This window comes from Phenylobacterium sp. (assembly GCF_036677185.1).
GTDB lineage: Bacteria > Pseudomonadota > Alphaproteobacteria > Caulobacterales > Caulobacteraceae > Phenylobacterium.
Map to the genome: position 1 here is coordinate 14,792 of NZ_JAKFEN010000021.1, position 26,219 is coordinate 41,010.

General features: G+C 67.9%; 23 protein-coding genes. 9 read left to right on the forward strand and 14 right to left on the reverse strand.

Annotation, left to right across the window (positions count from 1 at the left end; genetic code table 11):
- Positions 1-461: 461 nt before the first annotated feature.
- From V6M51_RS12095 to V6M51_RS12105, 3 genes are read right to left on the reverse strand one after another with little or no spacing between them, the layout of a single operon-like run.
- The gene (locus V6M51_RS12095; protein WP_332767476.1) at positions 462-1,145 is read right to left on the reverse strand and encodes a fused DSP-PTPase phosphatase/NAD kinase-like protein; all 684 of its coding nucleotides are present in this window, start codon (positions 1,143-1,145) and stop codon (positions 462-464) included.
- Positions 1,146-1,199: 54 nt separating this feature from the next.
- On the reverse strand, positions 1,200-1,628 hold the full coding sequence (locus V6M51_RS12100; protein WP_332767478.1) for a response regulator transcription factor: 429 nt from the start codon (positions 1,626-1,628) through the stop codon (positions 1,200-1,202).
- A gap of 42 nt (positions 1,629-1,670) precedes the next feature.
- Positions 1,671-2,063 (reverse strand): hypothetical protein, encoded by a 393-nt coding sequence (locus V6M51_RS12105; protein ID WP_332767480.1) that lies wholly within the window; start codon positions 2,061-2,063, stop codon positions 1,671-1,673.
- 151 nt (positions 2,064-2,214) lie between these two features.
- Between V6M51_RS12105 and V6M51_RS12110 the strand changes: the two genes are divergently transcribed.
- The 5 genes from V6M51_RS12110 to lpxK are packed head-to-tail and all read left to right on the forward strand — an operon-like array spanning position 2,215 to position 7,939.
- Entirely contained in the window at positions 2,215-3,987 is a 1,773-nt protein-coding gene (locus tag V6M51_RS12110; RefSeq protein WP_332767482.1) for an ABC transporter ATP-binding protein, read from the forward strand.
- The gene (locus V6M51_RS12115) at positions 3,984-4,700 is read left to right on the forward strand and encodes a lysophospholipid acyltransferase family protein (RefSeq protein WP_332767484.1); all 717 of its coding nucleotides are present in this window, start codon (positions 3,984-3,986) and stop codon (positions 4,698-4,700) included. The genes V6M51_RS12110 and V6M51_RS12115 overlap by 4 nt, the downstream gene beginning before the upstream one ends.
- An 11-nt stretch (positions 4,701-4,711) precedes the next feature.
- A complete protein-coding gene (locus tag V6M51_RS12120; protein ID WP_332767486.1) occupies positions 4,712-5,683 on the forward strand; it encodes a cation diffusion facilitator family transporter in 972 nt (323 codons plus the stop codon).
- 7 nt (positions 5,684-5,690) lie between these two features.
- Entirely contained in the window at positions 5,691-6,953 is a 1,263-nt protein-coding gene (locus tag V6M51_RS12125; RefSeq protein WP_332767488.1) for a 3-deoxy-D-manno-octulosonic acid transferase, read from the forward strand.
- Positions 6,950-7,939, forward strand: coding sequence for a tetraacyldisaccharide 4'-kinase (gene lpxK / locus V6M51_RS12130; RefSeq protein ID WP_332767489.1), 990 nt, complete (start codon positions 6,950-6,952; stop codon positions 7,937-7,939). Before V6M51_RS12125 ends, lpxK begins: the two co-directional genes overlap by 4 nt.
- Here lpxK and V6M51_RS12135 read toward each other — a convergent pair.
- From V6M51_RS12135 to V6M51_RS12180, 10 genes are all read right to left on the reverse strand, one after another.
- Positions 7,936-9,906 carry a transglycosylase domain-containing protein gene (locus V6M51_RS12135; protein WP_332767490.1) on the reverse strand — a complete coding sequence of 657 codons (1,971 nt, stop codon included), beginning with the start codon at positions 9,904-9,906 and terminating at the stop codon, positions 7,936-7,938. The two genes, lpxK and V6M51_RS12135, sit on opposite strands and share 4 nt — an antisense overlap.
- A 66-nt stretch (positions 9,907-9,972) precedes the next feature.
- Positions 9,973-11,040 (reverse strand): phosphotransferase, encoded by a 1,068-nt coding sequence (locus V6M51_RS12140; protein WP_332767492.1) that lies wholly within the window; start codon positions 11,038-11,040, stop codon positions 9,973-9,975.
- A gap of 79 nt (positions 11,041-11,119) precedes the next feature.
- On the reverse strand, positions 11,120-12,394 hold the full coding sequence (purD, locus tag V6M51_RS12145; RefSeq protein ID WP_332767494.1) for a phosphoribosylamine--glycine ligase: 1,275 nt from the start codon (positions 12,392-12,394) through the stop codon (positions 11,120-11,122).
- 31 nt (positions 12,395-12,425) lie between these two features.
- On the reverse strand, positions 12,426-12,893 hold the full coding sequence (locus tag V6M51_RS12150) for a VOC family protein (protein ID WP_332767495.1): 468 nt from the start codon (positions 12,891-12,893) through the stop codon (positions 12,426-12,428).
- A 190-nt stretch (positions 12,894-13,083) separates the two neighbouring features.
- Positions 13,084-13,773, reverse strand: a complete 690-nt coding sequence (gene phoB, locus V6M51_RS12155) for a phosphate regulon transcriptional regulator PhoB (protein ID WP_305677512.1) — start codon at positions 13,771-13,773, stop codon at positions 13,084-13,086.
- A 9-nt stretch (positions 13,774-13,782) separates the two neighbouring features.
- Positions 13,783-14,478 (reverse strand): phosphate signaling complex protein PhoU, encoded by a 696-nt coding sequence (gene phoU, locus V6M51_RS12160; protein WP_305677511.1) that lies wholly within the window; start codon positions 14,476-14,478, stop codon positions 13,783-13,785.
- Positions 14,479-14,486: 8 nt separating this feature from the next.
- Positions 14,487-15,332 (reverse strand): phosphate ABC transporter ATP-binding protein PstB, encoded by an 846-nt coding sequence (gene pstB / locus V6M51_RS12165; RefSeq protein WP_332767496.1) that lies wholly within the window; start codon positions 15,330-15,332, stop codon positions 14,487-14,489.
- 28 nt (positions 15,333-15,360) lie between these two features.
- On the reverse strand, positions 15,361-16,656 hold the full coding sequence (pstA, locus tag V6M51_RS12170) for a phosphate ABC transporter permease PstA (protein WP_332767498.1): 1,296 nt from the start codon (positions 16,654-16,656) through the stop codon (positions 15,361-15,363).
- Positions 16,649-18,091 carry a phosphate ABC transporter permease subunit PstC gene (gene pstC, locus V6M51_RS12175; RefSeq protein ID WP_332767500.1) on the reverse strand — a complete coding sequence of 481 codons (1,443 nt, stop codon included), beginning with the start codon at positions 18,089-18,091 and terminating at the stop codon, positions 16,649-16,651. The genes pstA and pstC overlap by 8 nt, the downstream gene beginning before the upstream one ends.
- 91 nt (positions 18,092-18,182) lie before the next feature.
- Positions 18,183-19,607: an ATP-binding protein gene (locus V6M51_RS12180; protein WP_442957858.1), complete on the reverse strand. Its 1,425-nt coding sequence runs from the start codon at positions 19,605-19,607 to the stop codon at positions 18,183-18,185.
- A 216-nt stretch (positions 19,608-19,823) separates the two neighbouring features.
- On the opposite strand from V6M51_RS12180, the gene V6M51_RS12185 reads away from it, so the two are divergent.
- From V6M51_RS12185 to V6M51_RS12200, 4 genes are all read left to right on the forward strand, one after another.
- Positions 19,824-21,335 (forward strand): OprO/OprP family phosphate-selective porin, encoded by a 1,512-nt coding sequence (locus tag V6M51_RS12185; RefSeq protein ID WP_332767502.1) that lies wholly within the window; start codon positions 19,824-19,826, stop codon positions 21,333-21,335.
- A gap of 75 nt (positions 21,336-21,410) precedes the next feature.
- Positions 21,411-22,451 (forward strand): sulfate ABC transporter substrate-binding protein, encoded by a 1,041-nt coding sequence (locus V6M51_RS12190; protein ID WP_332767503.1) that lies wholly within the window; start codon positions 21,411-21,413, stop codon positions 22,449-22,451.
- Between the two features lie 94 nt (positions 22,452-22,545).
- The gene (locus V6M51_RS12195) at positions 22,546-22,821 is read left to right on the forward strand and encodes a SemiSWEET family sugar transporter (protein ID WP_332767505.1); all 276 of its coding nucleotides are present in this window, start codon (positions 22,546-22,548) and stop codon (positions 22,819-22,821) included.
- A gap of 148 nt (positions 22,822-22,969) precedes the next feature.
- On the forward strand, positions 22,970-25,261 hold the full coding sequence (locus V6M51_RS12200) for a tetratricopeptide repeat protein (RefSeq protein ID WP_332767507.1): 2,292 nt from the start codon (positions 22,970-22,972) through the stop codon (positions 25,259-25,261).
- A 1-nt stretch (position 25,262) separates the two neighbouring features.
- Here the strand turns inward: V6M51_RS12200 and V6M51_RS12205 are convergent, their stop codons facing one another.
- Positions 25,263-26,219 (reverse strand): NAD(P)-dependent oxidoreductase, encoded by a 957-nt coding sequence (locus V6M51_RS12205; protein WP_332767509.1) that lies wholly within the window; start codon positions 26,217-26,219, stop codon positions 25,263-25,265.

Below are 26,219 nucleotides of genomic sequence, written 5' to 3' on the forward strand. Positions count from 1 at the left end.
TCGGCCTACCAGTTGTCTCAACCTTCACCATAGAAGACTCGTAGAATTCCGACCCACCTCGGTAGCTAATTCCGGCGCCGTCTTAGATGCGTCAGAGTATCGCATCGCGTCCAAGCGTTTGTTAAGAATTGCGCAGCGACACACCCATAAGATGATCGAACATATAGCGCTCGTCCGACGGGGGTTCGATGTTCAGGGTCCAATGGCGTCCGGTAGGGGCTTTCCAATGGAATATTGGGGCCATAACCGTAAGTTTGCCGGCTGCCGCCGGTGTGGCGAGGGTAACGGAGCGACGGACGGAGGCTGCCGACGTGCATATCGTGTCGGGCGTCGGGACGCCGGTCGATCCAAAGGCCCCGACTGATCGTCGCGTTTGAATTGACATCATCGACCCAATATCAGGGCGACGAATACTGAAATTCTCAGCGCCGACATTGAACGGCGCTCCGCTGATCCGCGCCCTACTCCCGCTTCAGCAGGCCCTCGGTCAGTAGGCGACCCCACATCTGGCTGCGGAAGTCGGCCTTGATGCCAGCCTCGTCGTAGGCGTCGCTCGCCACCCAGTCGAGGAAGCTCTGCCCCTTGGGCTCGCCCTCGGCGAGATAGCGCTCGAAGGTGTAGTCCAGCACGCCGGTCTTGCCCTGCTTCACGTGCAGGTACTTGAGCGAGAGCTGTTCCAGGGCCTGGCGGATCGGCAAGCCCTGGCGGAAGTGCTTGTAGAAGACGCTCATGATGCCGGCCCGGTCCGCGCCGGACTTGCAGTGCATCAGGGCCGGGTACTCGATGCTCTCGAACAGCGCCTTGGCGCCCAACACCCTGGCGCGGCTCGGGACCTCGCGCGAGGTGATGGTGAAGTCGACCATCGTCAGACCCAGGCGCTCGCAGGCGTCCTTCTCCAGGGCGTGGAAGCTGGCGTCGAACCCGCCGCGCAGGTTGATGATGGTCTTGATTCCGCGCCGCTTCCACTCGGCCAGCTGGTGGGGCCAGGGCTGGTTGGTGCGCACCAGCTCGTCGCTGATCCAATGGGCGTTCTGGAATTTCAGCCGCAGATAGGCGTGGTCGTTCCAGAGGTAGTCGAGATAGGCCGACCGCCGCCCGGCGGGCGTGCTGAGGTCGAATCCGGGCGCGGCGATGTCCTGGCTCATGGCCCCTAACTAGGCGTTGGAGGGCGCGAGCGAAAGCGCGGCCAAACGCGCCGGCTAGATGTAGGCGGCCGGCTGGGCGGCGGGGGTGGGGGGCGCGCCTGTCCGGCGAAGCAGGCGGGCCACCCGCTCCAGGATGTCAGCGCCGCTGAACGGCTTGGCCATGCAATCGCGAGCGCCGCGGTTGATCGCCCGTTGCACGTCCTCGGCGCTCAGCTTGCGGCCCATCACCAGGATCGGGAATGGCGGCTTGCATCCAGGCGGCGTCAGGGCGGCAAGCACCTCCAGACCCGAGACGTCCGGGACATTGATATCCAGAATCAGCGCCGCCGGCCGGGCATGGCGCATGGTTTCCAGGGCGGCGCGCCCGGTGCGGGCCGTGCTGGTGTTGTAGCCGGCGACCTCGAGGCGGATCTGCAGCATCTCAAGAACCGTCCGATCGTTGTCGACGATCATGATGTTCAGTCCGCGGGTATCGAATTGCATCGGCGACACCCCTCCTGAACGGGTGGACCAGGCTCTCGGACCCTAGAAGAGGTCGAGATCCCCGGCGTCATCCCCTTGATTGATCCCCATTTCCTCGCCGCCGAACGCCGTTGACATCCGGTCGGCCAGGACGCCCAGCGTGATGTCGTCGAGCGCCGCCTGCACCGGCACCAGAACCTCTTCCGAGACGTTCTCGCTGACCTTGCGGGCGAAGGCCGACAGGCCGGTCAGGTGCTGACTCAGCAGGTCGACCGCATGCATGCCCTCCATGAGTCGCGTGCGCTCCTCGACGGGCATGGTCTGCATCAGGTCGCCGATGAGCTTGTCGAGGAAGATGCAGCGGGCGCCGGCCAGTTCGATCTCCCAGGCCAGGGCGTCGAACGTCGTGGCCGCGCTGGCCGCCAGTCCGCCGTCGACCTGCCGTTGAGTCTGCATCGGAGCGTCCCTTGCCTGTTGGCGAAGCTGCACGCGGCGCTATTAACGCCCGATAAACTCTGCCCAAGTGCGACAAGCGGGCGCGCTGAGCCGCCCGCGGCGGCGTTCGGCTCCCTTGACTTCGGAGCCCCGACAGCCGACCCCAAGGGCGATGAGCGAGCCCGCCGCCGAGCTGCCCACCCGCGCCGTGATCGGCCGGATCGCGCGCGTCTACATGACGCCGCGCTGGAAGGGCTGGACCGTGGCGATGCTGGCGGCCGTGGCCGTGGCCTACCTCAGCGCCACCCTGATCCAGATGATGGAGCCGGCGATCAACGATCTGCTGGTCAATCACAAGCCTGGCGCCCTGGTCACCATCCCCCTGACCATAGCCGCCCTGGCCATCGGCCGGGCCCTGGCCCAGGTGATCCAGGCCACCCAGGTCAACCGCATCGGCAACGAGGTGGTGGGCCAGGTCCAGGTGCAGCTGTTCGGCAAGCTGGTGCGCGCCGACCTGGCGCGGCTGCGCAGCGAGCATTCCGGCTCCTTCGTCTCCTCTGTGCTCTACGACGCCGGGCTGATCCGCGAAGCGGCCACGTCCGGCGTGATCAACTACACCCAGCACGCCTTGACCCTGGTCGGCGCCTTTATCGTCATGACCAGCAACGACCCGGCGCTCTCCATCGTGCTGATCGTCGCCGCGCCCCTGGCCAGCACCATCATGCGCCGGTTCTCCCGGCGCACGGTCAAGGCCACAAAGGGCGCCATGGCCGAGACCTCGGCCCTGTCCACCGCCATCATGGAAAGTCTCGACGGCGTGCGGGTGGTGAAGATCGAGAACCGCGAGGACTATGAGGAGGGCCGGGTCGCCGAGGTGGTCCAGCGCCGCCAGAAGCATCTGGTGAAGGGCGCCAACGCCCGCGCCCGCGCCGCGCCGGCCACCGAACTCCTGATGACCCTGATCACGGCGGCGGTCATCGCCTATGCCGGCTGGCGCTCGCAGACCGGGGCGATGAACGTCGGGGCCTTCGTGGCCTTCATCATGGCGCTGGGCCTCGCGAGCCAGTCCCTGCGCCAACTCGCCAACCTGCAGACCGTTATGGCCGAGGGCCTGGCCGCCGCCCGGCGGCTGTTCACCGCTCTCGACGTCCAGCCCGAGGTGCGCGAACAGGCCGGCGCCCGGCCGCTTCCGCGCGGCGCGGCCACCATCGGCTTCGCGGATGTCGGCTTCAGTTACGCGGTCGACGGCCCGCCGGCCCTGCGCGACGTGACCCTGGAGGTCCGCCGGGGCGAAACCGTGGCCCTGGTCGGCCCCTCCGGTGGCGGCAAGAGCACCATCCTCAACCTCATCCCGCGCTTCTACGACGCCACCGCGGGCCGGGTGAGCATCGATGGGATCGACGTGCGCGACGTGACGCTCGCCTCGCTGCGGGACCAGATCGCCCTTGTGACCCAGGAGCCCTTCCTGTTCGACGACACCGTCCGCGCCAATATCGCCTACGCCCGCCCCGACGCGACGCAGGCCGAAATCGAGGCGGCCGCCTCGGCGGCGGCGGCCCATGACTTCATCAGCGACCTGCCGGACGGTTACGACACCCTGGTGGGCGAGGCCGGGGCGCGACTTTCCGGCGGCCAGCGCCAGCGCATCGCCATCGCCCGGGCCTTCCTGAAGGACGCCCCAATCCTGCTGCTGGACGAGGCCACCAGCGCGCTCGACACCGAGAGCGAGGCCCAGGTGCAGGTCGCTCTGGCCCGCCTGATGGCCGGCCGCACCACCATCCTGATCGCCCACCGCCTGTCGACCGTGCGCGGCGCCGACCGCATCTATGTCATCGACAAGGGCAAGGTGGTGGAGACAGGCGACCACGACAGCCTGATCAAGGATCGCGGCCTCTATGCCCGCCTCGCCCAGAGCCAGGATCTCGAGGCGGAGAGCGCGGCGTGAAGAAGCTGCTGCGCCACCCGGCGACCCAGGTGGCGCTGGGCTGGATCCTGCATGCCTACATGGTGCTGGTCCGCCGCACGGTGCGCTGGCGCCACGAGAACATCGAATGTGTCGACGGGGTGCTGGCCTCCGGCGAGGGGGCGCTGGCCCTGTGCTGGCACGGCCGCATCCCGGTGGCCCTGGCCGTGGCCAAGGTCTGGTGGAAGAAGCCCCGCGCCTGCCTGGTCTCGCCCTCCGGCGACGGCGAGTTCTTCGCCCAGGCCATGGCCCACGCCAGGTTCCCGTCCATCCGCGCCTCCTCGGCCAAGAAGGGCGACAGCGCCAAGGCCCGCGCCGTGGTGGCGGCCTTCCGCGAAGCCATGAAGCTGGTGGGTGACGGCGGGGTGCTGATCGTCACCCCCGACGGCCCGCGCGGTCCCAACGAGATCATGGCGCCCGGCGCGGCCCAGATCGCCAAGCGCACCGGCGCCCCGGTGTTCATGATGGGCATCGCCGTCTCGCCCGCCGCCAGGGCGGGAAGCTGGGACCGGGCGATGATCGGCCGGCCTTTCGGCAGGGGCGCGGTGGTCTGGGACGGGCCGCTCCACGTCCCGCCGGACGCCGACGACGGCGCCATCGACGCCCTGATGATCGACTGGTCCACCAGGCTCTCGCAGCTCACCCGCCGGGCCGAGGCCCTGGTCGGCTACGTTGATCCGCAAGCCGCGCGGTGACACATAGGGACATGGGCCAAGGCCATCACCACGGTCACGACCACCATCGCCATGACCACAGTCATGGCGCGCACGGTCACGCCCACGGCCATGGAGGCCACAGCCACGCGCCCAAGGACTTCGGTCGCGCCTTCGCCATCGGGGTGGGCCTGAACTTCGCCTTCGTCCTGGCCGAGGTCGGCGCGGGCCTCTGGTCCGGCTCGCTCGCCCTGCTGGCCGACGCCGGCCATAATCTCTCCGACGTGCTCAGCCTGCTGCTGGCCTGGGGCGCGACGGTGCTGGCCAAGAGCGCCCCCACCGCGCGGCGCACCTACGGCCTGCGCAAGGCCACCATCCTCGCCTCCCTGGCCAACGCCGTGCTGCTGCTCGTGGCCGTGGGGGTCATCGCCTCGGAGGCCGTGCGCCGCTTCGCCGAGCCCGCCGACATCGCCGCAACCCCCGTGATGATCGTCGCGGCCATCGGAGTGGTCATCAACACCGCCACCGCCCTGATGTTCATGAAGGGCCACGACGACCTGAACGTCCGCGGCGCCTTCCTGCACATGGCCGCCGACGCCGGGGTGTCTCTGGCCGTGGTGGTGGGCGCCGGCCTGATCGCGGTCACCGGCCTGCTCTGGATCGACCCGGCGCTCAGCCTGCTGATCGCCGCGGTGATCGTGCTGGGCACCTGGGGCCTGCTGCGCGACTCCGTCGACCTGGCCCTGGACGCCGCGCCCAAGGGCGTCGACGTGGAGGCGGTGCGCCTCTGGCTGACCGCACGGCCGGGCGTGACCGAGGTCCACGACCTGCACATCTGGGCCATGAGCACCACCGAGACGGCGCTCACCGCCCACCTCACCCGGCCGTTGAACGACGACGGCGACGACTTCCTGCACGCCACCTGCGACGCCCTGGCCCACAGGTTTGGCATCGGCCACTGCACCCTGCAGGTGGAGATCGGCTGCGCCGAGCCCTGCCGCCTCGCCGCCGCCCACGCGGTCTAGACCCACCTTGCCCCCCCTCTCGCTCGCGCTCTACGGCGCGCTCACCCGGGTCTTGAGCCCGCTCGCGAGCGTCGTGCTCAAGCAGCGCGCGGCCAGCGGCAAGGAAGACCCCGCCCGCCTCCCCGAACGCCTCGGTCATGCCGACCTGGCCCGTCCTGACGGCCCGCTGGTCTGGCTGCACGGGGTCAGCGTCGGCGAGAGCGTCTCGCTGCTGCCCCTGGTCGAGGCCCTGCATCGGCGAAGGCCCGACCTAGTCCTGTTGGTCACCTCGGGCACCGTCACCGCCGCCCGGCTGCTGGCCGAACGGCTGCCGGGGGGCGTCATCCACCAGTACGCCCCGGTGGACACCCCCGGCGCCGTGGGCCGGTTCCTGCGCCACTGGCGGCCCGCCCTGGTGGTGACGGTCGAGAGCGAACTCTGGCCCAACCTGATCCTCAGGGCTAAGGCGTCCGGCGCCAGGCTCGCCCTGGTCTCGGCCCGGATGACCCAGGCCAGCGCCGACGGCTGGGCCCGGTTTCCCGGCGCGGCCAGGGCCTTGCTCACCGCCTTCCACCTGGTCCTGCCGCAGGAGCCGGAAACCGCCGCGCGACTGGCCCGGCTGGGCGCGCGGCTGGGTCCGCAGCTCAATCTCAAACAGGTCGGCGAACCCCTGCCCGTCGACGCCGCCAGGCTCTCCGAGCTGCGCGCCGCAGTCGGCGCGCGGAAGGTCATCCTGGCCGCCAGCACCCATCCCGGTGAGGACGAGATCATCGCCAGGGCGGTGGTCGACGCCGCCGCCGGCGCCCTGCTGATCGTCGCTCCGCGCCATGTAGAGCGCGGGCCGGCGGTCGCCGAGGTCCTAAGCGCGGCGGGCCTCTCGGTCAGCCGGCGCAGCGCGGGCGAGGCCATCGGCCCTGGCGCCACCGCCTATGTGGCCGACACCATGTTCGAGATGGGCCTGTTCTTCCGGCTGGCCGACGTGGTGGTGATGGGCGGCAGCTTCGTGCCCGGGATCGGCGGCCATAATCCGCTGGAGCCGGCCCGGCTGGGACGCCCCATCGTCACCGGCCCGCACGCCTTCAACGCCGCCACGGTCTATGGCGAGATGGTCGACGAAGTGGCCGCCATCGAGGCCGCCGACGGCGCCGTCCTGGCCCGCCACCTGCGCGGCCTGCTCACCGAGCCCCTGATCGCCACGCGAATCGGCGAGGCGGCCCTGGCCTACGCCGAACGCCAGCAGGGCGCCCTGGACCAGGCCCTGGCCTTGCTCGAACCCCTGCTGCCCGCATGAAGCTCGCCACGCCCCGCTGGTGGTATGTGCGCCGAGGCGCCCCGGCGCCGGTCAGCCGCCTGCTGCTGAAGCCGGTCTCCTGGATCTGGGCCTATGTCACCGCCCGGCGGATCGCGCGGACGGTCCCGGTCGATCCGGGCGTTCCGGTGATCTGCGTCGGCAACCTGACCCTCGGCGGGGCCGGCAAGACCCCCGTAGTCCGCGCCCTGCTGGCCCGCCTGCCCGGCGCCCACGCCCTGTCGCGCGGCCATGGCGGTTCGCTGAGTGGCCCGGTGCGGGTCGATCCGGCCGTCCACACCGCCCGCGAGGTCGGGGACGAGCCCCTGATGCTGGCGGGCGACGCACCGGTCTGGACTTCCCGCGACCGGGTCGAGGGAGCCAAGGCGGCCGGATCGGCCGGCGCCCGCTTGGTGGTGATGGACGACGGCCACCAGAACCCCAGCCTCAGGAAGACGCTGTCCATCGTGGTCGTGGACGGCGAGACCCGGAACGACGCCTGGCCCCTGGGCGACGGCTCGATCTTCCCGTCCGGCCCCCTGCGCGAGCCCCTAGCCAAGGGCCTCGCCCGCGCCGACGCCGTGGTGCTGATGCTGCCTTCCGACCTGGCCGAGCCCGATCCGGAGCTGCTGGCCGTGTTCAGGAACAAGCCGGTGCTCATCGCCCGGCTGGAGCCCGCCGCCCCGCCCCCGCCCGGGCCGCAGCTCGGCTTCGCGGGCATCGGCATGCCGTGGAAGGTGGAGACCGCGCTCAAGGCCGCCGGCTGCGACCTGGCCGACTTTGTGCCCTTCCCCGATCACTTCGCCTATGACGCCGCCAGCCTGAAGATGCTGGCCGACCGCGCAGCGCTGTTCGGCGCCGGCCTGGTCACCACCGAGAAGGACTGGGTGCGCCTGCCGCCGGCCTGGCGTGAGCGCGTGGTCGCCTGGCCGGTGAAGGCGGTGTTCGAGGACGAGGCCGCGCTGAGCGCGCTTCTGGCCCGGTTCTAGAACGGCGGCTGTTCGGGCGTCGGCGGTTCCGGGGTCGCCGGTTGCGCGGGCGCGGCTGGCGCTTCGGGGACAATCCCAGGCTCACCATCCACGCTGGGCACATCGAGCTCCGGCAGGGCCTCCAGGTCGACCGGCGCCACCACGCGAACCGGCGAGCCGCCGACCACCTTGCCGGCCACGCGCACGGTCTTCAGCCGCATGGCCTCGCCCATGAACTCGCGCCAGACCTGGGCCGGCAGGCCGCCGCCGGCGACGCCCTTCATAGGGCTGTTGTCGTCGTTGCCGAACCACACCGCCACGACCATGTCGCCGACGAAGCCGATGAACACGGCGTCGCGATAGTCCTGGGTCGTGCCGGTCTTGCCGTGGGCGTACTGCGAGATGTTGGCCGTGTTTCCGGTGCCGAACACCACGCTGTTGCGCAACAGGTCGAGCAGTTCGTCGCGTTCTTTCTTGGGCAGCGGCGTCCTGGCCGGTTCGGCGGCCTGGATCACGCCATAGGGCGTCACCGGCATGGATCCGTTGGCGACCGCCGCATAGCCGGCGGTCAGCTCCATCAGGCTCATGGGCGCGGTGCCCAGCGCCAGGGTCAGGTCGTCGGGGAACTTGGCCGTGACGCCCATGTCGCGGGCCGCCTTGATGATCGCGCCGCGGCCGACCTGCTGGGCCAGGCGGACGGCCGCCACGTTCGATGAAGAGGCGAAGGCGTTGCGCAGGCGCACCTCGTGACCGGCGTAGCGGCCCTCATGGTTCTCCGGCTTCCAGTCGCCGATCTCTACCGGAGCGTCGAGGATCATGCTGTCGGGGGTCAGGCCGCTGCGCATCGCCGCCTGGTAGACGAACAGCTTGAAGGCTGAGCCTGGCTGGCGCATGGCGTCGACGGCGCGATTGAACTGGCTCTGCTGATAATCGCGGCCCCCGACCATCACCACCACCCGGCCGTCGGGCCGCATGGCGATGATCGCGCCCTGGGTGACGTTCGCCCAGCCATTGCGCTCGATGGCTCGGCGCAGGAGCTTCTCCGCCCGATCCTGCAGGACTGAATCGAGGGTGGTCTGCACCCGCACCTCGCCGAAGGCCCGTTCGTTGGCGCGCCGGGCCTGAGCGGTGACCCAGTCTGCGAAATAGGACCCCACCGGCAGCTTCACCCGGCCCTCACGGACCCGCACGCCGTGGGCCCGGCGGGCCTGGGCCGGCGTGATCTCGCCCACCTCGACCATGGAGGCCAGCACGATCCGCGCCCGCGCCCTGGCGGCGGGCAGGTCCTCGGTGGGCGCCAGCTTGGACGGCGCCTTCACCATCCCGGCCAGCATGGCCGACTCGCCGAGGCTGAGGGTTTCGGGGGTCTTGTCGAAATAGTGCCGGGCCGCGGCGCGCAAGCCATAGACCCCATCGCCGAAATAGACCGCCGAGAGATAGCGCGACAGGATCTCGTCCTTGGAGAGCCGCGCCTCCAGATAGAGCGCGATCAGCGCCTCCTGGGCCTTTCGGCGGAAGCTGCGCTGGTTGGTCAGGAAGGCGTTCTTGGCGAGCTGCTGGGTGATGGTCGAGGCGCCCTCGCGCACGCCGCCGGCCTCGGAATTGCGCTGCACCGCCCGGGCGATGGCCCGCAGATCGATACCGAAGTGGTTGTAGAACCGTCGGTCCTCGATGGCGACAAAGGCCGCGCCCACATGGTGCGGCAGCTTGGTCACGTCGACCGGCGCCTCCTTGTAGGAGCCGCGCCGGGCGAAGTCCTTGCCGTCGGCGGTGACCAGGATCAGCGTCGGGCTCTTCAGCGGCTCCAGGGCCCGGCCCAGCGGCAGCGACCAGACCAGGAAGACCACAAAGGCCAGGACCGCGAGCAAGGCCCCACCGGCGATCTGCCAGGAACGGCGACGCCAGAATGGCGGGCGGGCCGGAGCCGGTGCGGACGCCTCGGCCTCGGGCGCACGCACGGATTCCAGGGAGCCGGTCTGATCGCTCATGCGGGGGGAAGCTCGTTCGAGAACGCGGGGGTCAGGCGCGCTTCATGGACGGTTCCCGCCTTCGCCTCAAGCCCCTGCTTTCTGGGCGTATTTCCAGGCCGACTCGGCCAGCAGCGGCACACGGGCGGCCATGGCGGTCGCCTGCGGGCTGTTGGCTGTGCCGTCGCGAACCCGACCGACGATCCCCTGGCAGATCCCGGCCAGGCGGAACATGTTGTAGGCGAAGAACCAGTCGAGATCGTGCAGGCCGGTCCGGTTGGTGCGTTCGCAATAGGCGGCGACGGCCTCGTCGAGGGTCGGGATGCCGTGAGCCTTCAGGTCCGGCAGGGTGGCGATCGTACCGTTCACCCAGTTCATCAGCAGATAGGTGAAGTCGGCCAGGGGCTCGCCCAGCGTGCCCAGCTCCCAGTCGAGCACGGCGATGACGCGGGCCTCGGTGGGATGGATCACCATGTTGTCGAGACGGTAATCGCCATGGACGATGCTGGTCCGCTCTTGCGCCGGGAGCGACTTGGGCAGCCACTCGATGAGCTTTTCCATGTCCTCGAGGTGCTCGGTCTCCGAGGCCTTGTACTGCTTGGTCCAGCGGTCGACCTGCCGGCCCATGTAGTTGCCGGGCTTGCCGTAGTCGCCGAGACCGATAGCCTCGTAGTCGGTGTTGTGCAGGTCGGCGAGGGTGTTGATCTTGGCCATGTAGATGGCGTGCCGCTCGGCCGGTTCGTACTGCGGGAGTTGCTGATCCCAGAGGATCCGGCCCTCCACCATGTCCATGACGTAGAACCAGGTGCCGACCACGCTGTCGTCGGTGCAAAGGCCGTAGGACTTCGCCACCGGGAAGCCGGTGGGATAGAGGGCGGTGATCACCTTGTATTCCCGGTCGACCGCGTGGGCCGAGGGCAGCAGCTTGCCCGGCGGCTTGCGCCGCATGACGTACTTCTTGGTCGGCGTGATGAGCTGATAGGTCGGGTTGGACTGGCCGCCCTTGAACTGGCGCACCTCCAGCGGACCCTGGAAGCCTTCGACATTGGCCTGCATCCAGCCGAGCAAGGCGGCCTCGTCGAACCGATGGCTCTCGGCCACGGGCTTGGTGCCGCTGTTGAGCGCCTCGCGCTCCTGCTCCGCGGTGTCGGCCATGACGCTCCCCTGATCGTTCGTACGCTTGTTTGAACCACCATATCGACCTGCCCCGCACCGGGGCAAGGCGTCAGGTCAACTACCGCGCCCCCAGCGCCCGCCAGCCGATGTCGGTGCGGTGGAAGCCGCCCGGCCAGTCGATCCGGTCGATGGCGGCATAGGCCCTGTCGCGGGCCTCCTGCAGGGTCGCGCCGCGGGCGCAGACATTGAGCACCCGCCCGCCCGCCGCGCGCAGGGTTCCGTCGGGATCGCGCGACGTGCCGGCATGGAAGACCACGACATGCTCGCCGAAGTCCTGTTCGGCCCCCCGGATGATCGAGCCGCCCAGCGGGCTGTCGGGATAGCCGTCGGCGGCCAGGACCACGCAGATCGCCGCCTCGTCGCGCCATTTGGGCTCCGGCAAGGTGGCGAGGGTCCCATTGGCGCAGGCCCGCAGGTAGGGGACCAGGTCGCTCTCCAGGCGCAGCATCAGCACCTGGCATTCCGGATCGCCGAACCGGGTGTTGAACTCCACCAGCTTGGGGCCATCGGCGGTGGCCATCAGCTCGACGAACAGCACCCCCTTGTACGGCGCGCCTTCCGCGGCGATCCCGGCGAAGGCCCGCTCGGCCAGCCGGACGCGGGTCTGCTCGATCAGCTCTGGCGTGAAGACCGGGGCTGGAGAATAGGTGCCCATGCCGCCGGTATTGGGGCCCAGTTCGCCGTCATAGGCGCGCTTGTGATCCTGGGCCTCGCCGAACACGATGGAGTCCTTGCCGTCGCAGAGCGCGAACAGCGAGCCGATCTCACCCTGCAGGAACTCCTCGATCACCACCCGCGCGCCGGCCGCGCCGAACCGACCGCCCAGGGCGTCATCGATAGCGGCGTGGGCGGTGGCGAGATCCTCGGCGATCACCACGCCCTTGCCCGCCGCCAGGCCGTCGGCCTTGATCACATAGGGCGGCTGGAAGCCGGCCAGGGCCGCCTTGGCCTGGTCGGCGGTGTCGCAGACCGCATAGGCCGAGGTCGGCAGGCCGTGGCGATCGGTGAAGGCCTTGGTGAAGGCCTTGGAGCTCTCCAGTTGGCCGGCCTGGGCCACGGGGCCGAAACAGGGGATGGCGGCCTGGTTGAGCGCGTCCGCGAGGCCCGCCTCCACGGTGACCTCCGGACCGATGACCACCAGGTCGGCGGCGATCTCGCGGGCCAGGTCGACCAGGGCCGGAACGTCCGTCGGCTTGATCGCGCGAAGTTCGCCCAGCGCGGCCATGCCCGGATTGCCCGGCGCCATGACCAGGCGGCTGGTGAGCGGCGACGCCGCGATCTTCCAGGCCAGGGCATGTTCGCGCCCGCCCGAGCCGACGAGGAGGATGTTCATGGGGCCGCTTTGGCGCGCAGGAGCGCGCCGGTCAAGCCTGGGGCTGGGCGCCGAGCCACCGCTGGACCGCGCGCGCGGCGCGCGCGGAGGCCGCCTCTCCGGGCTGGCTGGGCGGCGCGGTGATTTCCAGGACGACGCCGTCCGGATCCTCGAAATAGATCGACTGCTGGGCGCCGTGGTCCTCTTCCCAATAGCGCACATCGGCCGCGCGCAGCTTCTTGCGCCACCTGACCAGGTCGGCGATCGAGCCCTCGGCCATGGCGTAGTGGCGCACGTCCTTGGGCAGGTCCTTGTACCTGGGCCGCGGCGCGTCCCTCAGCTCGACCAGCACGATCTCGCCGCCGTCCGGCAGGGCGAAGATCATCATCAGCCAGGGATAGGAGCCCCAGTCGTCGCCCTCATGGGCGTCGACCAGCGGCAGCTCCAGGATGTCGCGGTAGAAGGCGAGGCTCTTGCCCGCGTCGCGGACGGGAAACACCACGTGGTCCAGCTTCAGCATCCGGCCCTCCCTGATGGGTGGGCCGAAACGTAACATTGTTCACGCCTTCATCCCTCCTCTTTATGGGGAGGGACCGGTCGCGAAGCGACCAGGGTGGGGAAGTCCGGCAGCCTGCGCGGAAGCTTCAGCAAGCCCCACCCTCGACCGCTAAGCGGTCTGCCCTCCCCATAAAGGGGAGGGAAAAGAGGCGCTACGCGTCCATATCCAGGGAATAGCCCGCTGAGCGCACCGTGCGGATCGGATCAGCGGCTTCCTCGCGGTTCAGCGCCTTGCGCAGGCGCCCCACATGGACATCCACCGTGCGGGCCTCGACATAGACGTCCGAGCCCCAGACCGCGTCCAGCAGCTGTTCGCGGGAGAACACTCGGCCGGGGTGCTGCATCAGATAGTCCAGCAGACGGAACTCGGTGGGGCCCAGGTGGATTTCCTTGCCGGCCCGCTTCACCCGGTGGGCGACGCGGTCGATGACCAGGTCGCCGATATGGACGCGGTCCTCTGCCAGGCCCGGCCGGATGCGGCGCAGCACCGCACGGATGCGGGCCGACAGCTCACTCATGGCGAAGGGCTTGACGATGTAATCGTCGGCGCCGGTGTCCAGGCCGCGGATCCGGTCGCTCTCCTCGCCCCGGGCCGTCAGCATGATGATCGGCACGTTGCGGCTTTCCGGGCGCTGGCGCAGGCGGCGGCAGACCTCGATGCCCGAGACCTTCGGCAGCATCCAGTCCAGGACGATGATGTCGGGCAGGCGCTCGGAGACCAGGGTCAGGGCCTCTTCGCCGTCGGCGGCGACGGCGACCTCGTAGCCTTCCTTGTCGAGATTGTACTGCAGCAGGGTCGAGAGGGCGTCTTCGTCCTCGACCACCAGGATATGCGGCGTCAACTAAGCCTCCTAGACGCGCAGGGCGTCGGTCTTGGGCCGGTCGGCGGAGATCATCTCCTCGCCGGTGATCTCGTAATGGATGATCTCGGCGATGTTGGTGGCGTGGTCACCGATCCGCTCAAGGTTCTTGGCCACGAACAGCAGGTGGGCGCAGGCGGTGATCGTGCGCGGATCGCCCATCATGTAGGTCAGCAGCTCGCGGAACAGGCTGTTGTAGTGCTCGTCCACCTCGTCGTCCCGCGTCCAGACGGCGAGCGCCCGGTCGAGGTCGGAGCCCGTATAGGCGTCCAGCACGTCCTTCAGGCGGCCCAGGACCAGCTTGCCCATGCGCTCGATGGATCGGGTCAGCGGGGTGATCGGCTCGGCCTCGGTCAGCACCAGGGTGCGCTTGGCGATGTTCTTGGCCAGGTCGCCGCAGCGCTCCAGGTTGGAGGCGATCTTCATCGCCGCCACCGTCTTGCGCAGATCGTTGGCCATGGGCTGGCGCAGGGCGATCAGGCGGATGGCCTTTCGCTCGATATCGGCCTCCAGCACGTCCAGCCGCTCGTCGCGCCCGACCACCAGCTCGGCGGCGGCCTGGTCGCGCTTGACCACCGCGTCGATGGCGTCGCTGACCTGAGCCTCGCAGAGGCCGCCCATGCGGGCGCACTCGGCCGTGAGGGTGTTCAGCTCGTCTTCGTAGGATTTGACGATGTGCTCGTTCATGACGCCCTCTAGCCGAACCGGCCGGTGATGTAGTCCTGGGTGCGGTTGTCCCGGGGGTTGGTGAAGATCTCGCCGGTCGGACCGGCCTCCACCAGCTTGCCCAGGTGGAAGAAGGCGGTCTTCTGCGAGACCCGCGCGGCCTGGGCCATGGAGTGGGTGACGATGACGATGCAGTACTGGTTGCGCAGTTCGTCGATCAGTTCCTCGATCCGGGCCGTGGCGATGGGGTCCAGCGCCGAGCAGGGCTCGTCCATCAGGATCACCTCGGGCGAGACGGCGATGGCGCGGGCGATAACCAGACGCTGCTGCTGACCTCCGGAGAGGCCAGTGCCGGGCTGGTGCAGCCGGTCGGCCACCTCCGCCCAAAGGCCGGCGCGCTTCAGCGAGCTCTCGACGATGGCCTCCAGTTCGGCCTTGCCGCTGGCGGTGCCGTGGATGCGCGGGCCGTAGGCGACGTTCTCGAAGATGGTCTTGGGGAACGGGTTGGGCTTCTGGAACACCATGCCCACGCGGGCGCGCAGCACCACCGGATCGATGGATCTGTCGTTGATGTCTTCGCCGTCCAGCTCGATCCGGCCCTTCACCTTGCAGCCCGGGATGGTGTCGTTCATCCGGTTGATCGAGCGCAGGAAGGTGGATTTCCCGCAGCCCGATGGGCCGATCAGGGCGGTGACGGCCCTTTCCGGCACGTCGAGCCCGACGTCGAACAGGGCCTGCTTCTCGCCATAGAAGACATTGACGTCGCGGGCGCGGATCTTGATCTCGCCGACTGGGGCGGCGGCGTGGACGCGGTCCACGGCGATATGCACGGGCGCTTCGGCATGGGCGGCGACGTCATCGCGCTGACTGGGCATCGGGGACCTCGAAGATGGGTTCATGGCGCTACCACCGCCGCTCGAAGCGGCGCCTCACGAGAATGGCGGTGAGGTTCATGACGATCATGAACACCAGAAGGACAATGATCGCCGCGGCCGTGCGTTCATGGAAACCGCGCTCGGACGCGGTCTCCCAGATGAACACCTGGACGGGCAGGACGGTGGCCGAGCCCGTGAGACTTTCGGGCACGCCGGGCACGAAGGAGACCATGCCGATCATCAGCAGCGGCGCGGTTTCGCCCAGCGCGTGGGCCAGGGAGAGGATGGCGCCGGTCATGACGCCTGGCATGGCCAGCGGCAGGACGTGGTGGAAGACGGTCTGGGTGCGCGAGGCGCCCACGCCCAGCGCCGCTTCGCGGATCGAGGGCGGCACGGCCTTCAGCGCGGAGCGCGTGGCGATGATCACGGTCGGCAGAGCCATCAGGGCCAGAACCAGCCCGCCGACCAGGGGCGAAGAGCGCGGCACGGCCAGCCAGTTGATGAACACCGCCAGGCCCAGCAGGCCGTAGACGATGGAGGGCACCGCGGCGAGGTTGTTGATGTTGACCTCGATGATGTCGGTCCAGCGGTTCTTCGGCGCGAACTCTTCCAGGTAGGTCGCCGCCAGCACCCCGATGGGCACGGCCAGGAAGGCGGTGACGAACAGCATCATCAGCGACCCGACGATGGCGCCAAGAACCCCGGCCTGTTCCGGCTCGGTGGAGTCCGAGCGGGTCAGGAAGCCGAAATTGAAGCCCGACTTGATCGCGCCGGCCGCCTTCAACTTGTCCAACCAATCGAGCTGCTGGTCGTCCAGCTTGCGGCTGTCCTGCGGCGTCGAGCGCTTGATCTCGCCCTTGTAGTAGAGGCTGGCGTCCGACTTCACGGGACCGGTGACGGTCACCCGCTTGCCGATGACCGAGGGGTCGGCGCGGACCTGCTTCAGGAGCTGGAAGCCCAGGTCGTTGGACATGATCTCGAGGATCTTGCCGGATTTCTCGCCGTACTCGTCGTCGGTCTCGCCAAGCTTGGTCAGCAAGGATTCGGCGACCATCTGGTCGTAATTGGCGCCGCCGATGTCGGTCCGGTCGATCTTGGCCGGGTCCAGATAGACCGAGACGGCGATCTGGTTGTCGATGAAGGTCGTGTAGCCCTGGTGGACGATCCGGGCGAGCAACACAGCCAGGAACGACAAGGCCACGATGATGGCGATGCGGCCATAGAGGCGGAACCGCCTCTCCTGGGCGTGGCGTCGCTTCAGGCGGGCTTCGACGAGCCGGCGCAGGTCGGTCGCCGCGGCGGTCGGGAGGGTCGCGTCAGTCATACTGTTCCCGATATTTCTGCACGATGCGCAGGGCCACGATGTTGAGCATCAGGGTCACGACGAAGAGCGTCAGCCCCAGGCCGAAGGCCGCCAGGGTCTTGGGACTGTCGAACTCCTGGTCCCCGGTCAGCAGGGTGACGATCTGCACGGTGACCGTGGTGACCGTGTCGAGCGGATTGAGCGTGGTCTTGGCCTGCAGGCCGGCGGCCATGGTGACGATCATGGTCTCGCCCACGGCCCGCGAGACCGCCAGCAGCAGGGCCGCCATGATCCCGGGCAGGGCGGCGGGCAGCACCACCTTCTTGACCGTCTCTGAGCGTGTTGCGCCCATGGCCAGGCTGCCGTCGCGCAGGGACTGCGGCACCGCGTTGATGATGTCGTCCGACAGCGAGGAGACGAAGGGGATCAGCATGATGCCCATCACCGCGCCGGCGACCAGGGCCATCTGGTTCTGGACCTGCATCAGGTAGAGGCCGAGCCCGTCCATCGGGCCGCCGACCAGCATGCCGCCGATCCAATTGAAGAAGCCGCGGAACAGCGGTCCCACCGTCAGGGCGGCGAAGAAGCCGTAGACCACCGTCGGCACGCCCGCGAGGATCTCGAGCATCGGCTTGACCACCGAGCGCGTCCAGGGACTGGCGTATTCGGAAAGATAGATCGCCGAAAAGAGGCCGATGGGGGCCGCCACCGCCATGGCGATGATCATGATCAGGAAGGTGCCGACGAACAGCGGCACCGCGCCGAACGCGCCGGACGTGGCGTACTGGTCCGTGCGCATGGCGATTTGCGGATCCCATTCCGTTCCGAACAGGAACTGGAGCGGGGGGACGGCCTGGAAAAAGCGCCAGCTCTCCCAGACCAGGGAGGCCACGATGCCCACCGTGGTGAGCACGGCGGTGACCGAGCAGACGATAAACACGGCCGCGATCCAGCCCTCGACCCGGTTGCGGGCGCGGAACTGGACGCCGATCCTCGGATAGGCCAGGGCGACGCCGGCCAGCGCCAGGACCGCCGCCAGGGACAGGGCCCCGTAGTCGATCATCCGCTGGAGCTGGCTGGAACGGGCGATCTTTGTGTCCAGGGCCGTCTTCAGGTCGCCGGCATAGGGGGTCTCGCTGGGCTGGCCGCCGCGGGCCAGGGCGCGGGCGTCGTCATAGAAGATGTCCTGCTGCGGCGCGGTCAGGGCCTGGACGGCGGTCGGAGCGTCGAGGCGCAGCAGGCCCGCCTCCAACCGTCCGCCGAACATGGCGATCATCAGCACCAGCAGGGCGGCGGGAACGCCCGCCCACAGGGCCGCGTAGGCGCCGTGGTAGCCGGGAAGCGAATGCAGGCCCGCCGTCTTGCCGCCGGCCGTCGCCACGGCGCGGCGCCGCGCGGCCATATAGGCGGCGATCGAGAAGAGGGTCAGCGCCGCCAGGGCGAGCCAGGTGAGCATCGGAAGTCCCAGCCACTGAGTCCGCGCGGGAGCCATCCCCCGTCCACGCGGCCGGAAACTGCCTGGGGATTGCTGTCGCTGTACGACGGATTCAAGACAGTTTTGTAACAGCGCCCTCGGTCGTCAGGCGGGCGTCGCCGCGCGCGCCGCGCTGCATCGGGAAATAGGCGGTGAACGTCGCCCCCTCCCCCTGCACGCTTTCCACGACCAGTCCGCCGCGATGGCGGTTCATGATGTGCTTGACGATGGCCAGGCCCAGGCCGGTGCCCTGGCGCTCGCCGCTCTTCTGTCCTTCCACCCTGTAGAAGCGCTCTGTGAGCCGCGGCAGGGTCTCGCGCGCCAGGCCGACTCCGGAATCGGTCACCTGCAGCGCGGCGTAGATGTCGGGCCCATGATCGGGGGTGAGCAGCGACATACGGGAGGCGGAGGGGTTGCGCGCCGCCGCCGCGGCCTCCGCCGACAGGCCCGCGCGCAGGGAAATCCGCACCGTGGCGCCGGCCGGTGTGTACTTGATCGCGTTGTCGACCAGATTCTGGACCACCTGGATGATCTGATCGCGGTCGCCGGCGACCATCGCCTCGCCCCGGCAGGGCAGGTCCGTGACAAGCTTGACGTTCCGCTCGCGCGCCAGCGGCCCCACCCCGTCCACCACGTCCATCACCGCCGCGGTGAGGTCGGCCTCGCCTTCGGGCGCGATATGTTCGTTGAGCTCGATACGGCTGAGGGACAGCAGGTCGTCAATCAGCCGCGCCATGCGCTCGGCCTGGGCCTGCATGATGCCGAGGAACTTCTCGCGCGCGCCCTCGTCGGCGCGCGCATGGCCGCGCAGGGTCTCGATGAAGCCCGACAGCGAGGCGAGCGGGGTCCGCAGTTCATGGCTGGCGTTGGCCAGGAAATCGGCCCGCATCCGCTCCGAGCGGCGGATGTCGGTCTCGTCGCGCAGCACCAGCAGAGCGAGCCTGGCCCCGTCCGGCGCCACCCCCAACGGCTTGGCTATGGCCCGCAGGACCCGCTCCTGGGCGCCGCGCATCTCGTAGACGGCCTCGGCGGTCAGACCGCCGAACAGGGCCTCGTCGACCGCCTCAAGCACCTCCGGGTCGCGGATCGCGGTGACCAGCAGGCCTGCGTCATATTGTATCCTGAAGGTCTCGCGTGCAGCGGCGTTAACCAAGACGAAACGCCGACCCGTGAGGTCATCGGGTTCATGCGCGGCGATAACCAGCACCGGGTCCGGCAAGGCGTTGATGAGGCTCGCATAGGGCGGCGCGTCCTCATGCGCCGGGCGGGTGGCGGCCTCGGCCGCCGGGGCCATGGCGCGGACCTGCTCGGCCACATGCCAGGCCACCAAGCCGGTGGCGCCGGCGACGAGCAGCACCATCCAGGCGGTCAGCCGCGGATCGGCCCCACTGGCCATCGCCAGTCCGACGACGCCGAGGATTCCGGCCAGGCCAGCGGTCAGAACCGGCCACAACGGCGCGTATCTGACCAGCTTCTCCGGCGTCCAAGATGGCGACAACAGCGCCAAGCGAATCTCCCGTGGAGCAAACTCCGACCTGGCCTCAAGCTTATGTCACCGCGATGACACCGACCCAAGCGGATGACGATCGCGAGACCGGCTTGTCAGGAAATCTGCGGGCGTTTCAAATCTATCTCTATTTTCCCGATAGGAATTATCGGGTCTGTATCCAATCGAGTTTCGAGAAAACTCCAACAAGCCGAGGGGGCTAGAGCCATGGCGTGGAAGACCAAGCTTATCGCGGGGGTCGCGGCCGCCGCGCTCACCTGGCCGGCCATGGCCGCCGCTGACGAAGCGACCGATGCGCGCATCAGGGCGCTGGAGGAGCAATTGGCCTTGCTGCAGGGCCAGATCGCCGACCTGAAACAGTCGACGACCAACAACATCGCGGCGGTGCGCAGCGACGCGACCACGACCACGGTGTCGCTGGCCAACGGCCGTCCGACCATCGCCACCTCCGACGGCCGGTTCACCGCCTCGTTCCGCGGGGTGTTCCAACTCGACGCCGCCCACTACGACCAGCGCGCGCCGGGCCCGCTGGGCACGGATTTCCGCCGCGGCTCGTTTGGAGACGCCGTCGAGAACGACCGCGCCCGCGACCTGAACGACGGCGCCAACTTCCGCCGCGCGCGAATCGGCATCGAGGGCAAGGCCTTCGGCGATTTCGAGTACAACTTCCTCTACGATTTCGGCGGCTCCGGGAACGAAGAGGCCGGCAAGATCAGCGCCGCCTGGGTGCAGTATGGCGGCCTGCCCTTCGCCAACGCCAAGATCCGCATCGGCGCCTTCTCCCCGCCCGGCGGGCTCGAGGAGGCGGTCTCCACCAACGGCTCGCTGTTCGCCGAGCGCGCCTCGCCCTCCGAACTGGTGCGCGGCATCGCCTCGGGCGACGGCCGCACGGCGGTGGCCTTCCTGGCCAATGGCGACAACTGGGCGGCCACCGCGGCCATCACCGGCAACATCATCGGAGTCCAGACCTTCGACGAGCAGACGGCCTTCGTCGGCCGCCTCTCCTTCGTGCCCTTCCGTCGCGACGACAGCCTGATCCACCTGGGGGTCAACACCTCGATCGTGATCAATCCGGCCGCCAGCGGGCCCGACGTGGCCGGAACCGCGGTCACCGCGATCCGGCTGCGCGACCGCCCGGAAATCCGCGTCGACGGCGCGCGCCTGGTCGACACCGGCAATATCGACGCCGACGGCCTGACCGCCATCGGCGCGGAGTTCGGCGCTCAGTGGAAGAATTTCTACCTCCAGTCGGAATACTTCGACATCGACGTGGACCGGAAGGGCGCGCTCGGCGACCCCGACTTCGCCGGCTGGTACGCCCAGGCGGGCTGGACCCTCACCGGCGAGGCGCGCCGCTACAGCAACGCCACCTTCGACGCGCCTCGCCCGGCGAAACCGTTCGACCTGAAGACCGGTGGCTGGGGAGCCTGGGAGCTTGGTCTGCGTTATTCGAAACTGGACCTGAACTACCTCGCGGGAGCCCCCGGCACGGCCGCCGTGGCGGGGGCGATCCGCGGCGGCGAACAGGAGATCTTCACCCTGGGTCTCAACTGGTACGTCAACAACGTGCTGCGCTTCCAGGCGGCCTATCAGGACGTCTCGGTCGATCGCCTGTCGCCCGGCGGGACGGCCTTCGTGACGGGCTCCACGCCTCCAGCGGGGTCCCAGGTCGGTCAGGATCTGACGATCTACTCGCTGCGCACCCAGTACGCGTTCTGACGACGGGCGGCGCCCGGCGCCGCCCCCAGTCGCCCCGACCTTTCACGCCGAGCCTCAGAACAAGGATCTCGCTCGATGACTCATGACTTGAAGCTCCCCTCCCGCCGCAGCGTGGTCGCGGGCGCGGTGGCGGCGACCGCCGCCGGACCGGCGCTGCTGGCGAGCGCCGCGAACGCCCAGGGCAAGGCCAAGCCCGTCACCCTGCTGAATGTCAGCTACGACCCGACCCGCGAGCTCTACAAGGACATCAACGTCGCCTACGCCAAGTACTGGAAGGACAAGGTCGGCCAGGACCTGGAGATCAACCAGAGCCATGGCGGCTCGGGCAAGCAGGCGCGCTCGGTGATCGACGGCCTGCAGGCCGATGTGGTGACCCTCGCGCTCGCCTACGACATCGACGAGATCGCCCAGAAGGCCAAGCTGTTGCCGGCCAACTGGCAGTCGCGCCTGCCCAACAACTCCACGCCCTACACCTCGACCATCGTGTTCCTGGTCCGCAAGGGTAATCCCTGGAAGATCAGGGACTGGAGCGATTTGATCAAGCCGGGCATCGACGTCGTCACTCCCAATCCGAAAACCTCGGGTGGAGCGCGGTGGAACTACCTGGCCGCCTGGGCCTGGGCCCAGAAGAACGGCCGCAATCCGCAGGCCTTTGTCGAGGAGCTGTTCAAGCACGTGCCCGTGCTCGACACCGGCGCCCGCGGCGCCACCACCACCTTCGTCCAGCGGGGCATCGGCGACGTGCTGCTGTCCTGGGAGAACGAGGCGCACCTGGCCATCGAGGAGCTGGGGCCGGGCAAGGTCGACATCGTCATCCCATCGCTGTCCATCCTGGCCGAACCGCCGGTGGCGCTGGTCGACAAGGTGGTCGACCGCAAGAAGACCCGCACCGTCGCCGAGGGCTATCTGAACTTCCTCTACAGCCCCATCGCCCAGGACTTGATCGGCAAGAACCACTACCGGCCGCGCGGCGCCGAGGCGGCGGCGAAATACGCCTCCAAATTCCCGAAGATCCCGCTCGTCACCATCGACGACAGCTTCGGCGGCTGGAAGAAGGCCCAGGCGGTCCACTTCGCCGACGGCGGCGTGTTCGACAAGATCTACAAGCCGCGCTGACGGCGTCGGCCCGACAAAAAAGGGGCGCGGATCTCCCCCTCCGCGCCCCTTTTCATGCGCGCAACCTGGGCCATGCGGGGCCGTTTGAGCAGGTATGAGCCTCTCCACCCCCGACCTGATCGGAACCGCCGCCGCCGTCTGCTCGATGGCCAGCTTCACCCCGCAGATCGCCAAGATGTGGCGCGAGCGCGACGCCAGCTCGGTGTCGCTGCGGATGTATGTGGTCACGGTGACCGGCTTCATCCTGTGGACCGCCTATGGCGTCCTCACCCGCAGCTGGCCGGTGGCCGGCGCCAATGCGGTGTGCCTGACCCTGTCGGCGGTCATCCTGGCCTTGAAATGGCGGTTCCGCGATGGACCCAAGACCTAGGGCATGTTCGCCGCACCCCGGTTGGCGCCGGCCGCCTCGCCCACTAGATTGGCGCGAATTCGCGCGCCCGCCCGGGCGAAGCGCCTCCCCAACTCGCCGCCGCCGGCGCCTCGAACCTCCGAGCCCCGGCGCGTGACAGGATTACTGGATGTCGACTGAGAGATTCGCAGCAGCAGAAGCTGCGCTCAAGATGGGAAACTCCGAACTCGGAATTCGCCTGATCCAGGATGAGCTGGAAGCCGACGCCAAGGCGCCAGTTGCCCTCTATCGGAGCTTCACGGGGATTCTGTTTCGTCACAAGCGCTACGACCAGATCGAGCGATGGGCCAACGCCGGGCTCGAACTCTATCCTCGCGAAGTGGACCTGTGGAACGTCCTAGGCGTCGCTTACCGCCGAACGGATCGCCATGCGGAAGCGCTCAAGGCGTTCAAGCAGGCCGAGAAACTCAATCCGAAGAACATGTCCGTCCTCACGAACAAGGGCAACGTATATAACGACTTGCGCAACGGACCAGCCGCTGTCGAGGTCTTCGCCAAGCTTGTCCGCCAGCAGCCGACATCGTCCGAGCTCCAACGCAGCCTTGGGCGAGCCCATTGGTATTCGGCCGAACTGGACAAGGCCCAGATGCGCCTTGCCCTCGCCACCCGGCTCAAGCCGAACTACGTCGATGCTTGGCTCGATCTCGCCGCCGTCACCGGAGAAATCGCCGCGCCAAGCGACAGCCTCGCCGTGCTGGACCGTGGACTGGCCGCGAACCCCGACGACATGCGCCTGATGGAGTCAAAGGCGATTACGATCCGAGGCTCGGGGGCGACACGCGACGCGGAGAAGTTCCTTGTTGAGGCGCTTGAAAGGCACCCGGAGCGGGCCAGCCTGCACTTTCAGCTCGCGAGCAACATTAGCGACTATGACAAGCCCCGCGCCAACACTCACTTCCAGCGCGCCGTGGAACTCGAACCCGACAATACCAAGTTTCACGTCGCGCTCGCAGAAAGCTTGGGTCGCTCGCGTCATGGTGACGAGGCTGCGAATATTGAGCAGGCTTATGGCATCCTGAAGGGCGTCCTTGATCAACTGCCTATGACAGCCACAAACCTGAAAATCGCCTACGAGCTTCTCGTTCGCGTGGCGGCATACGATGACCTTGAGAAGCTCGGAGATTTCAAGCAGGTCGGCCGCATATGGGCTGAAGCCGGGCGGCATACAGCCCTCTTGGCTCACCTAGCCCGCGTCAAGACGCCGGACGATCGCCTGGAGTTGATTGAACAACACAGAATCTGGGGTCGCAAGGTCACAGAAGTAGTTAAGCGTAACCCAATTGCACATCCGGCCCCAAGAACACCGAACGGGAAGATACGTGTCGGCTTCATGTCGTCAGATCTTAGGCGACATCCCGTTGCCTATTTTGCAAACCCACTGTTCCAACATTATGATCGCAGCAAATTTGAGGTTTACTGCTACTCCTTTTATCAGGGAGAAGAAGATTCTGCTCAACGGGCGATCACCGAGGCCGTCGACGCCTTTCGGTGGAAAAAGGACATAGGTGACCGCGACGCCGCGCAGATGATCGCCAATGATCAACTCGACATGCTGATCGAACTCGGCGGATCAACCCACATGAACAAGCTCGGCGTCATGGGGTTCAAGCCAGCGCGCCTGTCGGCAAGCTGGGTCGGTTATCCTCACTCGGCTGGCCTCAAGGAGATCGACTACCTCGTCCTTGATCCATTCATGGCGCCGGAGAAGCCTGGCCTCATCATCGAGAAGCCGATGATGCTGCCCCATGGATGGTACGCACTCGGTGAGGACGCCTTCCGCGACGATCCGCGGCCCGAGGACTCAGCGCCAGTCGAGCGCAACGGGTTTGTGACATTCGGCACGGCCAACAACCCCTACAAGTACGGCCGCGAGGTGGTGAGTGCTTGGGCTCGAATCGTCGCCCAGACACCTAACTCACGCTTCCTCTTCGTGCGCCCCGAAGGGGGATCACCGACGTTCCGGGACAACATCTGCAAAGTGTTTGCTTCCGAGGGCGTGTCTGCTGATCGGATCACTTTCGAAGTCGTCCGCGGCAGGCACCTGCCCTTCTACAATCAGATGGATGTGTCCCTCGACACCTTCCCCCAGACGGGTGGAACGACGACCTGCGAATCGCTCTGGATGGGCGTTCCGGTCGTCAGCCAGGTCGGCGACGCGGTTTTTGAACGCCTGAGCTATTCCGTCCTGATGAACATCGGACTGGGCGAGCTCTGCGCCCGATCAATCGATGAATACGTAGAGATCGCTGTGAAGCTTGCCGCCGACCCCGCGCGGATCGGCGGGTTGCGACGTGGATTGCGCGACCGGATGAAAGCCAGTCCGCTTGGCAAGACCAAGCAGTTCGCCGACGACTACTACGCTGCAATCGAAAAGGCTGTTCTTGAGAACGCCGCCTCATGACCTAGGGGGGGGCGGCTAGAAGGCCGCTAGCGGCCAGCTTTTGGTAGTATGCGGCATAGGCGTCCCAGAACGGCTGCGCTGGCCAGTCCGGCTTGATCCAGGGGTCTGAATTGACCCTCACCTCCGGCTCGGCCAAGACCGTTTGCGGGAGCGTCTCCACGGCGCACTCAAGGCCGAGCCGGTGATTCATCTCCCCGGCGAGCAGGCGAGCAAATGCTTCCTGGGACCCAATTATGCCCGAGGGCCTGGCGATCTGCTGGTCCGGTGTGGACGGACTGAGGACGCTCTCTACAAGCGCCACATAGGCCGCGCCAAGGCATGGCGATGGGATGTTGTCGCGGATGTAGCGAGGTGTGCGGACGAGGCCGGGTTCCCCAGCAAACCAGCGCTGAAACAACGACCAGGCGAAGCGCCCTTCTTCCAACGGACCAAAGGGCGCGGCGATCACAAACTTCGCAAACCGTAGGCCTCGCCACCTGGCGAAGTTGCGCAAGGCCTCGTTCGTCAGGGTCTTGGACAGACCGTAGGGGCTGACGGCCACATCCCCAGGAGCGGATTGACCTTCGCCAGCTTCGAAGGTCGTGCCCGTCACCACGACGCCGACGCCGCCGCTACGGACCAGAGCTGAGAATGCCGCGTCCGCGCCCGCGACATTGCGAGCCACACCCTCGACGACATCGTAGGTTGCAGCACGATAGTCGGCGATGTCCGCGGCATGGTGCGCCAGCAGGTCAAAGCCTTCTTCCAGGATATCTGCGAAGGCTTGGGAGGCGAACGGGGCTTCGAAGACGACCCGGCACGTCGACATCAGGCGTGTGACCCGATCTGCGCGCAGAGCCTCATAGTCACCTCGTCGTCGGCGTAGAGGCGCGGTCACATCATGACCTGCGCCGACCAACGCCTCGGCGATCCACAGACCTGAGAACGAGCTCGCCCCGGTAAGAAGGATTCTCGCCAC

Bases quoted from the DNA above. Each gene is read 5' to 3' on its own strand.
- V6M51_RS12095 (WP_332767476.1), bottom strand. From the start codon at position 1,145: ATGAGCCAGGACATCGCCGCGCCCGGATTCGACCTCAGCACGCCCGCC.
- V6M51_RS12100 (WP_332767478.1), bottom strand. From the start codon at position 1,628: ATGCAATTCGATACCCGCGGACTGAACATCATGATCGTCGACAACGAT.
- V6M51_RS12105 (WP_332767480.1), bottom strand. From the start codon at position 2,063: ATGCAGACTCAACGGCAGGTCGACGGCGGACTGGCGGCCAGCGCGGCC.
- V6M51_RS12110 (WP_332767482.1), top strand. From the start codon at position 2,215: ATGAGCGAGCCCGCCGCCGAGCTGCCCACCCGCGCCGTGATCGGCCGG.
- V6M51_RS12120 (WP_332767486.1), top strand. From the start codon at position 4,712: ATGGGCCAAGGCCATCACCACGGTCACGACCACCATCGCCATGACCAC.
- lpxK (WP_332767489.1), top strand. From the start codon at position 6,950: ATGAAGCTCGCCACGCCCCGCTGGTGGTATGTGCGCCGAGGCGCCCCG.
- V6M51_RS12135 (WP_332767490.1), bottom strand. From the start codon at position 9,906: ATGAGCGATCAGACCGGCTCCCTGGAATCCGTGCGTGCGCCCGAGGCC.
- V6M51_RS12140 (WP_332767492.1), bottom strand. From the start codon at position 11,040: ATGGCCGACACCGCGGAGCAGGAGCGCGAGGCGCTCAACAGCGGCACC.
- purD (WP_332767494.1), bottom strand. From the start codon at position 12,394: ATGAACATCCTCCTCGTCGGCTCGGGCGGGCGCGAACATGCCCTGGCC.
- V6M51_RS12150 (WP_332767495.1), bottom strand. From the start codon at position 12,893: ATGCTGAAGCTGGACCACGTGGTGTTTCCCGTCCGCGACGCGGGCAAG.
- phoU (WP_305677511.1), bottom strand. From the start codon at position 14,478: ATGAACGAGCACATCGTCAAATCCTACGAAGACGAGCTGAACACCCTC.
- pstB (WP_332767496.1), bottom strand. From the start codon at position 15,332: ATGCCCAGTCAGCGCGATGACGTCGCCGCCCATGCCGAAGCGCCCGTG.
- pstA (WP_332767498.1), bottom strand. From the start codon at position 16,656: ATGACTGACGCGACCCTCCCGACCGCCGCGGCGACCGACCTGCGCCGG.
- pstC (WP_332767500.1), bottom strand. From the start codon at position 18,091: ATGCTCACCTGGCTCGCCCTGGCGGCGCTGACCCTCTTCTCGATCGCC.
- V6M51_RS12185 (WP_332767502.1), top strand. From the start codon at position 19,824: ATGGCGTGGAAGACCAAGCTTATCGCGGGGGTCGCGGCCGCCGCGCTC.
- V6M51_RS12190 (WP_332767503.1), top strand. From the start codon at position 21,411: ATGACTCATGACTTGAAGCTCCCCTCCCGCCGCAGCGTGGTCGCGGGC.
- V6M51_RS12195 (WP_332767505.1), top strand. From the start codon at position 22,546: ATGAGCCTCTCCACCCCCGACCTGATCGGAACCGCCGCCGCCGTCTGC.
- V6M51_RS12200 (WP_332767507.1), top strand. From the start codon at position 22,970: ATGTCGACTGAGAGATTCGCAGCAGCAGAAGCTGCGCTCAAGATGGGA.